The following is a 14476-nucleotide window of genomic DNA, read 5'->3' as shown; positions in this document are numbered from 1 at the left end:
CGGAAGGTTACACGGTCTCCAGGGCCGCGAGGGCCACCGCGCGGAACGCCGTACTGGTCCGCAGCACCGTTCCCACGTCCACCTTGGACGGGTCGGAGCCCCGCACCTCCGGCGACAGGTGCGCCAGCACGCGCGACGCCGCGAGCGACGTGGGCACCGCGCGGAACGCCGCCACCGCCGCCTCGTCGAAGCCCTCCACCGTACCGGGCCGGCTCAGTTCCTCGCCCTTCTCACCCAGGCACAGCGCCAGCGCGCACAGGTAGCCCAGCTCCACCGGGCCGAAGCAGGCCAGCGTCCCCGCTCCCAGCACCAGCTCGTCCGGCGAGGTGAGGTACGCCTCCACTCCGCCCGCCGGGTTCAGGAAGACACGCATCTCCTCCGCTCCCAGTTCCTTGAGCGTGGGCCTCAGGGCCGCGTGCAGGCGGGGCATGCTCTCGCTCGTCACCGGCACCGCGTCCGGCGGCGGCATGTGGCGGAAGTCCTCGGGCGAGGTCACCGGAGAAATCGTCGCCGCCGAGGCACTCGCCGTGCTGGAGACGAGCGCCGCGCCGAAGCCGTCCACGCGCGCCACCTCCATGGGCACGTCGTCGCAGGCCGCCAGCGCCTCGGCGTACAGCGTCCACCCGTCCGCGTCCACCGGCTGCTGCCTCAGCAGCTCGGGCCAGAGGTGCATGGCCAGCGCCGAGCCCTCGTACGTGGGCGACAGCCGCTCCGCCACCAGGCGCTTCGCCGGCATCGACAACTGCCCGGCCTGGAAGAGCCGCTCGGCCAGGCGCACCGCGAACACCACCAGCTGCCCGTCCAGGTACTTGCGGAGGATGTCCTCCAGCTGCGCCGGATCCTCCGTGAGGCGCTCGCGCAACTGCAACGCCTCGCCCGTGAAGCCCTGCGCCTCGGCGATCCGCGCGCGCCGCTCCAGCCGCTCCGGCGTCTCCGGCAACAGCTTGAGCTGCTCGGCCGCCTCGGGCAGCCGGCCCAGCGCCTCGTACGCCTCCGCGAGCCGCTCGCGCCACAGGCCCATCGCCGCCGGGCCCGCGAGAATCGCCGCCAGCTGCTCCGCCACCACCACGAAGCGCGCGTGGTTCTTCGTCTCGTCGTAGATGGGGAGCAGGAACTCCAGCGCGCGCACCGTGCCCGGCGCGTCCTCGAGCGCCTTCTCGAAGGCCTCCAGCGCCCGTGGCTTGTCGCCCGCCCACATCAGCATGTCGCCATGCTCCACGTGGAGGCTGCCGCGCAACTTGGGGTCCGTCTCCAGCAGGATGAGCAGGCCCAGCGTGTCCGCCGCGTCCGCCATGAGTCCCGCGTCCCGCTGCAACCGGAAGCGCTCGCGCAGCAGCTTGCCCCGCCGCTCCGCCCAGTTGTCCGCCGCCTCCTCCAACGCCGCGATGCGCTCCTCCAGCGGCAGCGCCCGGATGTGGGTAAGCACCGCCTCGGACAACGCCTCCGGGTAGCTCCCCAGGCCCGAGAGCAGGCCCTTCAGCCGCTCGGTGAAGCCCGGCACCGCCGCGAGCCACTCCATCGCACGCAGCCGCGACTCGGCCGAAGCTCCATCCGCGCGCAGCACCTCTCCGCGCAGCTCCGTGGCCAGCGCCACGTCCCACTGCGTGAGCAGCTCCGCCAGCCGCAGCAGCCCGTCCCAATCCCCGCCGGCGCGCAGGCCGGTGGCCAGGTCCGTGACGTGCGAGGCATCCGCGTCCGGCTTCGACACCAGCGCCCAGAGTGCCTCGCGGATACGGGCCGCGTCTCCGGCGCCCTCGGCCAGCGCCAGGGCCCCCGTGAGATCCCCCGACTCGAGCGCGGGAGCGAAGCCCACCTCGGCGGCGCGCGCGGGCGCTCCCAACCGCTGGAAGCGCGCGGCCAGCTCCACCGGGCCCAGCGTGTCCGGGGCCTCCGAGGCCACCCGCTCGATGACCTCGAGGGCCTCGGCCTTCTCGTCCGCGGCCTCCCACAGGTCCGCCGCCTCCAGCAGCAACGCCGGACGCTGGGCCGAATACGCCAGACGGGCCGCCTGCAACAGCGCCTGCGCCGCGCGTCCAGGCTCCTCCGCCACCCCGTGCAGGGCCGCCACCCACTTCAGCGACTCCACGTCGGGCTCGATCGAGACGGCTTCCCGGGCCGCGCGCAGTGCATCCGTGACGCGGCCCGCGGACTCGAACTCGCGCGACGCGGCCAGCAGCATCTCCCGGCGCTCCACGTTGGAGAGCAGCTGCGCCCGGGCCAGACGCACCTCGGCCAGCCGGCCCGGCTCCGTGGTGAGCAGCGGCTCCAGCGCTTCCAACGCCTCGGCATAACCCGAGCCGGACGTGCCCCGGGCCACCACCGCCTCCAGCATCTCGCGGGCGAGCGGCTCGCGGCCGGCGGCACTCGCCAGGGACGCGAGCTCCAGCCTCAACAGGGCGGCCTCGTCCTCGTCCTCCGTGACGGGCAACAGCCGCTCCAGCGACTCCAACAGCCGAGCCTGGTCTCCCCGCTTGCGCAGGTCCACCACGCGAGCCTTGAGCGCGGCCACGTTGGCCGGGTCGGCTTCGGCGGCGCGCTCCCGGAGGGCCTCGGCGCGCTGCGGATCATCGAGCTGGCTCGCGGCGACGTCGGCGGCGGCCAGCAGCAGCTCCGCGGCGCGCGAGCCACCGGCGGCATGGGCACCCGCCTCGTAGACGGCGAGCAGATCCGCGGGACGGCGCAGGGCACGCAGGCCCACCACCGCCCGGTCGATGATGCTCGCATCCGCGGGACGCAGGCGCGCCAGGTGCAGCAACGCGTCGATGGAGTCCTTCGGGTCCTCGAAGAGGTCCGCCGCGCGGCGGTACAGCACCTCGGCCGTGGCCGCGTCCGCCTTGCGCGCGAGCTTCAGGGAGGCACGGTACAGGCCCTTGGAGTCCCCCGTCTTGCCGTACACCTCGGCGAGGAGCGACAGGGCCTCCTGGCCCCGGTCCCCCTCGGGCTCGAGCGCCACCACGGCCTCGAAGGACTCGGCGGCATCCCGGTACGCGCCGGAGGCCAGCGAGGCATGGCCGAGCCGCAGGTGCGTGCGCACGCGCACCGGCACGGGCAGCGAGTCGCCTCCCGCGGCGAGCAGGCGCCGGTCATAGGGCTGGGCCGCGCCGGGACCACCGCCCTCGGCGGCCAGCTCCGCGCGCGTGGCGAGCGCGTCCACGTCATCGCCCGCCTTGGACAGGTAGTCGTCGAAGGCCTGGGCGGCGAGCAGCACCTCACCCGCCTTCAGCAGGTTGTCCGCGCGCTCGCGCAGCAGCGGCAGGGCCTGCTCGGGCGGCACCGCGGCGGCCCGCAGGGAGAGCAGCTCCGCCAGCCGGCGCACGTCCCCGGCGGCACGGGCGCGCAGCACGTGGAAGGCCTCGGCGCTGGAGGGAGCCAGCTCGAAGGCCTGGTCCTCGCACAGCAGCGCGCGCTCCAGTGCACCGGCCTCGCGGAAGGCCTTCGCGGCGGCGAGGTAGCTCTCCGCGGCCTGCGCGGGCGGCTGCTTCTGGGCCCGGCGCAACATCAGCGCGGCGAGCGCCTGCGTGTCGGCCGTCTCTGTCAGCCATGCGCGGTGGCGCGAGTACAGCGGCTCCTGGAAGGGGTCCGACTCCAGCAGCAGGGCATCGAACTCCGCGGCGTCCGCCTCGCGCCCCATCTCATGGAGCAGATCCGCCGCCTGGCGCGTGATGCCCAGGTCATCCGGCACCGCGGCACGTGCGGCGAGCAGCGCGACGATGGCGGCCTCCGGACGGCCCGCGCGCTCCCGGTACAGGGTGGCGGCACGCAGCAGCAGCAGCGCACGGCGGTCGGCGTCCTGCTCGAAGGAGGCGGACTCCTCGAACCAGGCGGCCAGCTCGGCCACGCGGCCCTCGCGCTCCAGCAGCTCGCACAGGAGCGACTCGGCCTCCTGGAGGGAGCGGTCCAGGTGGAGCGCCTCGCGCAGGAAGCCCTCGGCCTTCTCGGAGTTACCCAGGACGCCGAGGTACACCTTCGCCAGCCGCAACAGCCACGGGGCCTTCTCACCCTGCGCACGCGTGCCGGACAGCAGCGGCAGGGCGCGCTCCAGCCATCGGGCCTCGGCGGCGGTGTCGTCCCGGCGCATGGCCAGCTCGATGCCCATGCGCGCCGTGTCCAGCTGCTCGGACAGCGTGAAGGCCCGCTCCAGCGCCACCTCGGCGGCGGGCAGGTCCAGCTTCGCGTCGCGCAGCATCTCCGCGCGGTGACGCTCGCAGTCGGCGGCCTCGTCCCTCCGGTCCTCCTTCTCCAGGAGGAAGCGCAGCGCCTCCAGCGAGCGCAGGGACTCGTCCACCCGGCTCGCCTCCTCGGCCAGGAGCGCGTGCTCCGAGCAGGCCGAGATGGCACCGTCCAGGTCTCCCTCTTCCTGACTGAGCGAGGCCACCACCTGGAGCTCGGCCATCAGCTCGGGGACGCGGCCCGCGTTGCGGTAGAGGGTGGCGAGCGACTGGTGCAGCGGCAGCGGCTCCTCCGCCATCTCCGCCGCGCGGACCAGCAGCGAGGCGGCGAGGGTAGAGTCGGCCAGCGAGTCCCGGGCGCGCTCGGACAGCGACACGAGGCGCTGCGCGGTCTCCTCGGAAGGAGGCAGGGCACGCGCGTGGGCGACGAGCACGTCGAAGGCGGCGCGGGGCTCGTCCTTCTCCAGCAGCGCGGCGAGCCGGTGCACCGCCACTGCATTCAGCGGAATCTCGGCGAGCAGGCGCTTGTACGCGGACGCCGCGCGCCGCGAATCACCGAGCTTCTCGGCGAGCGCTCCCAGGCGCAGCCAGGCCTTCTCGGCGCGCTCGGGCTCGGCGGAGAAGTCCGCGGCGGCGGCGAGCTGCTCCTGCATGGGCAGCGCTTCCTTCACGTCGCCTTGCAGGAAGAGGAGCTCGGCCAGCTCGGCGAGCTGCGCGTCGCGCGCGGGCACGAGCGCATGGGCACGGCGGGCGAAGTCCAGGGCCCGGGCCATGTCCCCCGCGGTGCGCGCATGCGCGGCGCCCTCGCGCAGGAGGGCGGCGGCCTCGGCCGCGGGCAGGTGGCTGGTGCCGACGTCGAGCAGCTTCGCGGCCTCGGCGGAGTCACCCCGGCCGGCGACGAGGGCCACCAGCCGGCGGCGCACGTCGATGTTCTCGGGAGCCAGGCGCACCGCCTGCCGCAGCGCGGCCTCTGCGGCCTCGGGCTGCTCCAGGCGCTCCAGGTGGAGGGAGCCCAGCTCGGCGTAGAGGGCGGCGGCATCCGCGGGAGGCGCGTGCGAGGCCTCGGCGGCGAGCAGGCCCGCGAGGCGCTCCCAGTCCTCCTGGTCCCGCAGCACGCGCCGGAGCGCGGCGGTGGCACCGGCATGGCGCGGGGCGAGGGAGAGCGCCGCCTCCAGGCTGTCCGCGGCCTCGGCCAGCTTGCCGGTCTTCTCCAGCAGGCTCGCGCGCGCCAGTTGCGCCTCCACCCGGCGAGGCAGGGGACCCTGGCGCGCGGCCTCGGCGAGCGCTTCCGCCTCGGCGTCCGGCATCCCATCGCGGCGCGCGAGCGTGGCGAGGGCGAAGAAGGCATCACTGCGCTCGGCCGGAGGCAGCGGCAGCGCCACGGCGGCGAGCAGGGCCTCGCGGGCCGGGGCGCGCGCGTCCTTCTCCACCAGCACGGAGGCGATGGAGAGCAGCCGCGAGCGGGCGCGCTCGGCGAGCTCCGGCTCGGAGGCCACCACCTGACGCCAGGCCTCCAGCTCGTCCACGTCGTCACCGGCCTCACGGGCGAGCGCGGCGATGGCGAGCCACAGGGGCGCGGGCCGGTGGGAGAGCTTCGTGGCGGCGAGGAAGTCGTCGCGCGCGGACTGGGAGCGGCCGGCGTTGCGGTGGAGGGCGGCGCGGCGGGCGAGCAGCTCGGCGCGGGCATCCCCCGAGGCGGAACCAATGAGGGTGCCCAGCAGGGCGAGGCGCTCGGCCTCCTCCTGGGCGGTGCCGGCACCCGGCGGGGGCAGCAGCTCCAGCAGGGACTGCGTGGCCCAGGTGTCGTGGGGCTCCTCGGCGAGGAGGCTGCGCAGGGCGTCGGCGGCCTCGGCGGGGCGGCCCAGGGCGAGGCACAGGTCGGCCAGCTCGCGGCGCGCGGAGCGGCGGGCGTCTCCGGAGAGGCGCGGCCACAACGTGGCGAGCAGGTCCGCGAGCGCCTCGCGCGCACCGGCCTTGCGGTGCAGGCCGGCGAGCTCCACCTGGGCCTCGAGGTCCTCCGGGGCCAGGGTGCAGTACTGCGCGAGCAGGCGGCGGGCGGAGTCCGGGCGGCCCGCGCGCACGGCGGCGGCGGAGGCACGGCGGGTGAGCTCCAGCAGCTCCTCCTCGCGGGGCGCGTCCGGGTCCACCGCGGGCAGGGCCAGCACCACCTCGAAGTCCTCCAGGGCGGCGCGGGGATCGGCCTGCATGCGCAGCTCGCCCCGGCGGATGCGCGCGGGAGCGAAGGAGGCCTCGCGCTCCAGGGCCTCGGCGAGGAAGGCCTCCTCGCGGCTGGTGCCCATGGCGAGCACGGAGGCGCGGTAGAGGAGCTTCGCGCCGGCACGGGCGTCCGTGACGAGCGCGGCCTTGCGAGCGAAGAGGCGGGCGGCCTCCAGCTTCTCGCCGCGCTCCAGCTCCAGCTCGGCGAGGGCGTCCAGGGCCTCCGCGGCCAGCGGGCCGGAGGGGCTCGCGTCGAGGGCGGCGGACAGGCGCAGGAGGGCGGGGCCCTTCTCTCCGCGCTCCAGGAGGACGCGGGCGCTCTGCAAGAAGAGCGGAGCGGCCTCGGCGGAGCGCTCGGCGGCGACGAGGGACTGGGCGCGCGTGGCCCACAGCTCGGCCAGCTCCCGCGTCTCCCCGGCCTCGGTGTAGAGGGCCTCCAGCCGCGAGGCGAGCGCGTCATCCAGGCGGCGCAGCGGGAAGGCCTGGGCGTAGGCGGCGATGGCGGCCTCGCGGTCTCCCATCAGCTCGCACGCACGGCCCAGGCGCGCACGGACGTCCGCGAGGCGCTCGGGAGCGGTGGTGCGCGGCAGCGTGGACAGCAGCGTCTCCAGCGCGCGCCGGGCGTGCTCGGGGCGCTCGCAGCGCAGCGAGAGGTCCGCCAGCTCCAGCAGCACGGACTGTTCCGGAGACAGGCGCGCGGCCTTCTCCAGGGCCACCAGCGCTTCGCCGAGCCGGCCCAGCCGGGCCTCCAGCACGTTGGCCAGCTCGCGCAACGCCGCCGCGGCGAGCCGCTTGTCACCCTGCGCCTCGGCCACGCGCGCCCGCTCATCCAGGGCGGTGGCCAGGCCCGCCATGTCCGAGCGCTTGCGCTGGAGGGCGCACAGCTCGCCCAGGGTGGGCAGGTCATCCGGCTCCGCCTTCAGCACCTCCTGGAGGGCGGTGGCGGCGAGGTCCAGATCGAAGGCCAGGTCGCGCGCGGCGACGGAGAGGCGGCGGTACTTCTGCGCGCGCTCCTTGGGCTCGGGGGTGAGGCGCGCGAGGGCGGAGAGGCAGCGGGTGAGCAGCCCACCATCACGGCGCGCCTCGGCGAGCGCCAGCATGGACTCCAGCGCGGGCTTGTGGTCGGGGTCGGCCTCCAGCGCGGAGGTGAGGAGACGCTCGGCCTTCTCGGGCTGCTGCAGGCGGCCGCGGTACAGCTCTCCGGCCTCGGCCCAGAGGGCGGCGCGGCGGCCGGGTTCCTCGTGGACGGCGGCGGCCTTCTCCAACGCCTCGGCGAGTTCCTGGGTGCGGCCGGTGGCGCGGAAGTAGGGAATCAGCTCGTCGAGCGCGGCGGTGTCGCGCGGGTCCAGCGTGAGCGCGGCCTCCAGGTGCTCGCGGGCACGGGCGGGGTCGCCGAGCTTCGTGCGGTACAGGCGCGCCAGGGCGTGGTGGCTCTGGTGCGCGGCCTGGCGGATGGACTCGGAGCGCGGCGCGGGGCCGGCCAGCTCCAGCGCCTGCTGGTAGCCGGCGAGCGCCTCCTGCAACTTGCCCAGCTTCTCGGCCACGCGGGCGGTGGAGAAGAGGGGCTCGGGCTCGCCGGGCAGCAGCGACGTGGCCTCGCGGAAGCGCAGCAGCGCGTTGTCCGGCTGCTGGAGGCCCTCTTCCCAGATGCGGCCGGCGAGGAGGTTGGCGCGGCCCACGCGGTCCAGCTCGTGGCGGGCCATGGCCACCTCGCGCAGGCGGTCCAGGGCCTTGAGGGCGCGCAGGTGCTCGCCGCCGCGGTGGCACAGCTCGCCGAGCAGCAGCAGGGCATCCGGCTGGTCCGGCGCGAGGCGCAGCGCGGCCTCGCAGTGCAACCGGGCGCCGGCGATGTCGTCCTCCGTCTGGGCGCACAGCCGCGCGAGGTGCACATGGGCATCCGCGGCCTCGGCCGGGTCTCTCGCGAGCGCGGCGATGCGGCGGTAGGCGCGCACGGCACCGGCGCGGTCACGGCTCTGGTCCGAGGCGCGCGCGAGGGCCTTGAGGGAAGGCAGGTGGTCCGGCTTGAGGCCGAGCACCTCGTGCAGGGCCTTCACCGCCACCTGGGGCGCGTGGTCCCGGGCGGCGCGGGCGGCGGCCTCGGCGGAGAAGAAGGCGGCGGCCTCCTCGGAGGCACGGCGCGAGAGGCTGCACAGGGCGAGGTAGCGCTCGGCGGCGCGGGCGTGCTCGTTGCGGCGCTCGCGCACCACGGCCTCGCCCCAGAGGGCGGCGGGGCTCTTCTCGCGGCGGCGCAGCAGCGTGGCGGCCACGTCCAGGGCCAGGTCGTGCGCCTGAGGATCCGCCACGAGGAGTGACAGCAACCGCTCGGCGGCGAAGGGGTGCGCGTCCTGGGCGTCACCGGCCTGCAGGTACGCGTCACGGGCCTCGGCGAGCTTGCCCTGGGCGAGCAGGGCCTCGGCGTCGGTGAAGGCGCGGGCCCCCTCGAGGGCCAGCAGCAGCTCTTCGTCGGGCGGGGCCGGAGGCGGCAGGCCCCCGGAGGAGAAGCGCAGACGCAGGCCCGCGCTGCTCACCTCGGCGGAGGACAGGCGCGCGGTGTCCAGCACGGGCATCTTGAAGCCCCGGCTGACGGCGGCCTTCTGGCAGAGCGCGGGCAGCACGCGGGTGGAGAAGCCGGTGGCGCCGCGCACCTCCACCTCGGGCAGCAGGCCCAGCTCGGCCACGGTGGCGGCGATGAGGCCGGGCACCTGCACCGACGGCGTGGAGGCGAAGCCGTACAGGCGCACGTCGTAGAGGTAGAGGGCGAGCCGCTCGCCGTCCGCGTCGAAGGCCACCTTGAAGGTGAGCGGGGTGCGCTCCGGGGCCTGGAGGAAGGCCTGGCCCTCGAGGTAGCCGGGGCGGAAGTGCAGCTTGAGGCCCTCGAGGCCGGCCACGCGTCCGGCCAGTTCCGTCACCTTGCGCGCCACCAGCTCCGCGTCGACGTGCAGCTCCAGGAAGCCGAAGAGGAGCTTCTTGCGCTGGTAGCGCGAGGGGCCCGCGCTGACGTTGAAGGGGAAGGTGACGTCGGGAATCTGCAGCGCGAAGTCCGCGATGGACAGGCCGGGCGCCAGCTCGAGGGGCGGGAACCCCACGAAGGCGCGCCTGTCCAACAGGCGCAGCTCGGGAGCGGCGGCTTGCGCTTCGGACGCGGGCTTGGGGGAGTCGCTGTCGGTGGCCATCGGGGGGCTGCTGTCGAGCCCGGGAAGGTACCACGTGGTCCAACCCCCCGGAATTTTTGCTGTTCCCCCGGCCGGAGGGCAGGCGGCGGGCCCCCTCACGGTCCGCTCGCAAGCTATGCCAGAGTCCCGCCTCCTCAGGAGGCCGTCCCCATGGAGTCGCTGTCCCCCGCCCAGCCGCCCGCCGCCAGTGAGGCCCGCTGCCCCGCCCACCCCCAGAAGGCCGTGCTCGGCGCCTGTACCCGCTGCGGCACCTTCTTCTGCGAGTACGACCGGGAGACCGTCGACGGCAAGGACTACTGCGATACCTGCGCCGAACACCCCGACGTGGACTACCTGGAGGCCTTCCGCCTCAAGTACTGGGGCAAGCGCGACGCGTGGACGTGGCTCGTCGGGCTCGGCGCCCTCTTCAATCTGGCCGTGGGCGCCATCCTCCTGGCGAATGAGCTGATGAACGAGGATCTGGGCAACACCGGGTTGCTGCTCGGGATGCTCTCCCTGGTGGGCGGCGTCGTGGGTGTGTGCTTCTGGGTGGGAATGCCGTTCGCCCGCCTGGCACTGTGCTTCGTGCCCATCGTCTCGCTGATCGTCTCGGGCTTCACCTCGGGGGCGGAGGCCGTGGGCCGTGGCATCTGGCCCATCATCATCACCCTCTCCATCTACAACAACACGCGCAACAAGCTCTTCTTCAAGGAAGAGGTGTCACGCGAGGCGCTCCAGAAGGCGTGGCACCTCTACCACAACAACACGGTGGCGCGTGCCGGCTTCATGCTCAGCTTCCTCGCGCTGCTCATCGGTGTGTTGGCGCCCATCTCGCTGCTGTGCTCCATCATCGGCCTGATGCGTGTGAACCCCACGGCGACCCCGCCCGTCGGGCGCAAGGGGCAGGCCATCGCCGGCATCGTGATCAGCTCGGTGAGCCTCGTGGGATGGGGCGCCTTCTTTGGGGCTACCCTGCTCAAGATACTCCTCCGCTGAACCCACCCGCCCCAACCCAGGCTCCAAGGAGTCTCCGCACGATGAGCTCGACGCTTGCGACGTTCCTGATGTTCGAAGGCAAGAAGGCCGAGGAGGCGATGACGTTCTACGTGTCGCTCTTCAGGGACGCGAGCGTCACCCACATCCAGCGCTATGGTCCGGGAGAGCCCGGCGCCGAGGGCTCGGTGGTGCAGGCGTCCTTCACCCTCAACGGCCAGCGCTTCATGTGCATCGACAGCAGCGTGAAGCACGGGTTCACCTTCACGCCCGCCACGTCCATCTTCGTCACGAGTGATTCGGAGGCGGAGATCGACATGCTGGCCGCGAAGCTGGGCGAGGGAGGACAGGTGATGATGCCGCTAGGCGAGTACCCGTTCAGCCGGAAGTTCACCTGGCTCGCCGACCGGTACGGCGTGTCGTGGCAGCTCAGCCTGAAGACGGCGTGAGCGGAAACCGCTCGATCACCGCCCTGAACTCTTCCGGGGTGGTTTCGAGCTTCTTCGCGACAGCGGGAGCCTACTGCGTCAGTAGACGATGCAGTCGAACTGCTCGATCACGGACTTGATCTCCTCTGGTGTAGTCCCGCTCCTCTTCGCGAAGTCCGGGGCGAACCACGTCAGTGCAGTTGTAGACGGCGGGTAGCTGGCAAGGTCCTCGATCACAACGGGACCGATATTCCCAGGCCACTGCACGGTGGAGAGTTCACGGCTGTTGCCGACGGGGTCCAGGAAGGTGAAACAAGGCCACCTGGGAAACCGAAGGGTCCGGGTATCACAACCATGGAATCGGCAGCCGTCCAGGCGGGCCTCGGAGAAGTCGCAGTCCTCGATGGAGCCCAGTTGGTACTCCAACTCCTTCCCGTACTCGGGCCAGTGCCCGAAGTCGCACCCCGACAGCCGCCCCTTGAACCGGCAGCCTTTCAGAGAGGTCGTTATCCAGTACGGGTAGTTCTTCAACTCCTGCTTCACCTCGAAGGTGCAGTTGATGAACCGGGCCCGCTTGAGGCTCAGACGCCGAGCAGACACCTTCAGCACGAGGGTGCAGTTCTTCAGCGTCAGGTTGGGGCCGAGGATGTAGTTGGCCTCCTTGTCCGTCAGTTCCAGCCGCTCGTTTTCGAGTTCCCGCTCTTCGAAGACGACATTGCCGAGCCAATCCATTGCCGCCCCTTCAGAAGGTGAGCATCCGGAAGAACTCGCCCGCCATGCGCTGCCCATGCCGCGCGAGGTTCGACGCCGTTCCGGAGAGAATCTCGTACTTGCGGCCCGTGGCCAGGTCAACGACGTCAACTCCCTGGTGCTTGAACCGATAGAGCCGCTCGAACTGTCGCTTGACCTGAGCGTGAACGAAGCGGCCCCGGGCCTCGCGCTCCAACAGGTGCACCAGCCAGTATTCACCCTTCTTGAGGGCATCATTGATGGCTTGACGTTCATTTGGGGAGAGCCTGTGTGGTCCCCACTGCTGGGCGGCCTCGGTCACCGCCCTCTGAAGCATGTCCCCCACCTCGTCCTGGGCAGGAATGTCGTGGAGGGAGGTTCCACGGGGCAGATGCCAGCGCTGCCCATTGGGGAGAATCACCTGCAGGTTTCCACCCCGGTGGCGGATGGCGACGATGCCCGAGGAGCCGCCTCCAGAGGTGGCCCCACCGCCCCGTCCCTTCTTGAGCATCACCACCGCCAGGGGGCCGTGCGGGGTGGCCGCCACCGTCTCCACCGCCGCCACTGCGCGGGCCAGTGCGCCCTCCTGGGCCGCCAGGGTTTCCATTCGCCCCAGCACCGCGGCGCCTCCCTGCGCACGCCACTGCGCGCTCGCCAGCCCGTAGCCCGGTAGCGCCCGCACCCGCGCCGCCACCTCCCCCACCGTGCGCCCCGTCAACGCCCCCACCGCCAGAAGCATCGCCCGCGCCGCGTCCGTGCCCAGCACCCGGGCGAAGCCCTCGCCGGCCTCGCGCAACTCCTCGAAGGTGGTGGCTTCGTGCGCCCGCGTAGCCATGAACGCCCAGCCGTCCATCAGCTCCCACAGCGTGTCCACGCCCAGCCACGCCACCAGCACCACGGACAGGCCCGCGGCCAGCAGCTTGGTGATTGGCTCGGGTACCAGCCAGAGGGCCAGGTAGGCCCCGAGCGTCCACATGCACGAGGCCACCAGTACCTGCGGGTCCAACTCCCGCCCCAGGGCCGCCTTCGTCTCCTCCAGCACCGAGCCGAAGGACAGGGCCAGGGCCAGTGTGCGCCGGTCATCCGTTTTGAGGTAGGGCCCGTCATCCAGCAGGCGCAAGCAGTCGCCCCCGCCCCGTCCCCGGATGCACCACAGCAGGTACCTGTCGCGCAGTGCCTCGTCCGCCACGGGCTTCAGCCTGCTGTTCTCATCCTCGGGCACCAGGGTGAGAACGCGGCCCTTGTCCACCTCGGCCACCCACGTCCCACTCATCTGCTCCCACTCCGGGTGCTGCTCCAGCTGTCCCTTCAGCCACTCGCGTGCGGCCTCGCGCGGGCTCTTGCCCTCGTGCTGCACCTGGTGGGCGATGTGCCGCATGGCGCGCTGGAAGTCCGCCCGGCTCACCGGCACAGCACGGGTCGTGCCACGACCCGGCTCCACCACCGCCACCTCGTACACCTCCGCGCTCTCGAGGCCGAAGTCCGGGGTCGAGGTGTCTTCCTCCTGGGGAGCCGGTGGCGATGTGAACGACAGCGTGGCTCCCCGGCCCGCGAACATGCCGCCCGAGGGATGGCCCGTGGCACATGCCAAGAAGAACAACGGGACGAGCAACACCCACCAGCGGCGCGGCGGCAGGGCCACCGGATGGGAACGCTTCAGATGGGGGGACATGCCGCACCGCTCCCTCCAGCCGGGCGGGCTGGTACCAGGGGTTTCCGTGAGTACACGGAAACGCGGGTGCGACCGTCAATGCAACGGTTAGGAAGCGCGGTAGAGGATGCAGCAGGTTGTCATCGGGCACGAGCACCCGGAGAAGGTCTTGGGCCTGTCGTGGAGGATATTGGCCGCGAAGGGAGGACCCTCCCTCCCGCCCCGGCCTCAGCCCTGGCCCAACCAGGGGCGCAACAGGGACTCGGCCCGCGTCCTGTCGGTGAACAGCAGCGCCAGCCCCACCACCGCCTCCGAGCCTTCCTGGGGCGGAAACACCTGGACCACCTGCGCCTCCAGCTCCACCACCTGCCCGGAGAACTCCAGCACCAGGCTCAGCACGGCCTGCGCGTCCCTGGGCAGCTGCTGGGTGGTGGAGACGAAGGCCGCGCCCATGCGGAACTCCCGCTCGTAGGCCTGCTGGAAGGCGGTGCGCGTGCGGTAGTTCAGCTCGAAATGCGGGACGCGCAGCTCCTGGTCCAGCGCCGAGCTCAGCACCTCCCGGGGCGAGAGCAGGCGCACCCCGAAGCCACCCCGCTCGATGGTGCGCAGCTCCGCGGGCACCAGCTTGTGCCGGCGCACCTCGCCCTCGAAGAACACGCAGCGCTCCGGCTCCACGAAGAGCTGGATGTGCAGCCGGGTGTCCAGCCGGGGCAGCGACGAGGAGATGATGAACAGCCCCGACGTCGACACATCGCCCGTGAATCCGGACTGGGTGAGCTCCCGCTCCCCGTACCTCACCATCAACCGGCGTTTGATCCGGCGTTGCTGGCGCTTGTCGGCCATGGCTGCACTTCACCCCCCAGGCCCACTCCCATGACGCTCGACCAGGAGAGGGCTCTTTCGTTCCGGCGACCCTACCACGGTCCCCGCCATGCCCCCGGCCCGTGGGGGAGACGCTCGCCCGCCTGGACCCCACCGCCCTCCCCCGCCGCACCGCGGCATGCGAGGCACACCGGGAGTCCTCCACAGGACCCTCCAGGACAGGTCCACGCGAGTTTTCCTGTTCCGCTGCTCGGAGGGCAGGTAGATGAGCGTGCCCGCTTCACGCGAAGCCACTGCCCGCGACACCCGTTTCCG

The 14476-nt window shown here is 72.7% G+C and carries 6 protein-coding genes; 2 read left to right on the top strand and 4 right to left on the bottom strand.

The window, feature by feature from the left end:
• Positions 1–7: 7 nt before the first annotated feature.
• The gene (locus BO221_RS01620; RefSeq protein ID WP_073558560.1) at positions 8–9559 is read right to left on the bottom strand and encodes a hypothetical protein; all 9552 of its coding nucleotides are present in this window, start codon (positions 9557–9559) and stop codon (positions 8–10) included.
• Between the two features lie 150 nt (positions 9560–9709).
• Here BO221_RS01620 and BO221_RS01615 point away from each other — a divergent pair, with 150 nt between their 5' ends.
• Together BO221_RS01615 and BO221_RS01610 are read left to right on the top strand one after the other, a co-directional pair.
• A complete protein-coding gene (locus tag BO221_RS01615; protein ID WP_083680641.1) occupies positions 9710–10534 on the top strand; it encodes a hypothetical protein in 825 nt (274 codons plus the stop codon).
• Positions 10535–10575: 41 nt separating this feature from the next.
• The gene (locus BO221_RS01610) at positions 10576–10980 is read left to right on the top strand and encodes a VOC family protein (RefSeq protein ID WP_073558559.1); all 405 of its coding nucleotides are present in this window, start codon (positions 10576–10578) and stop codon (positions 10978–10980) included.
• A 78-nt stretch (positions 10981–11058) separates the two neighbouring features.
• On the opposite strand, the gene BO221_RS01605 is transcribed toward BO221_RS01610, so the two are convergent.
• The 3 genes from BO221_RS01605 to BO221_RS01595 form a co-directional block, all read right to left on the bottom strand.
• Positions 11059–11691: a pentapeptide repeat-containing protein gene (locus BO221_RS01605; RefSeq protein ID WP_073558558.1), complete on the bottom strand. Its 633-nt coding sequence runs from the start codon at positions 11689–11691 to the stop codon at positions 11059–11061.
• Positions 11692–11701: 10 nt separating this feature from the next.
• Positions 11702–13360, bottom strand: coding sequence for a hypothetical protein (locus BO221_RS55805; RefSeq protein WP_073558557.1), 1659 nt, complete (start codon positions 13358–13360; stop codon positions 11702–11704).
• 207 nt (positions 13361–13567) lie between these two features.
• Positions 13568–14182, bottom strand: a complete 615-nt coding sequence (locus BO221_RS01595) for a PilZ domain-containing protein (protein ID WP_073558556.1) — start codon at positions 14180–14182, stop codon at positions 13568–13570.
• Positions 14183–14476 lie beyond the last annotated feature (294 nt).

This window comes from Archangium sp. Cb G35 (assembly GCF_001896145.1).
Lineage (GTDB): Bacteria > Myxococcota > Myxococcia > Myxococcales > Myxococcaceae > Archangium > Archangium violaceum.
This window is presented reverse-complemented; position numbering and strand designations above follow the sequence as displayed.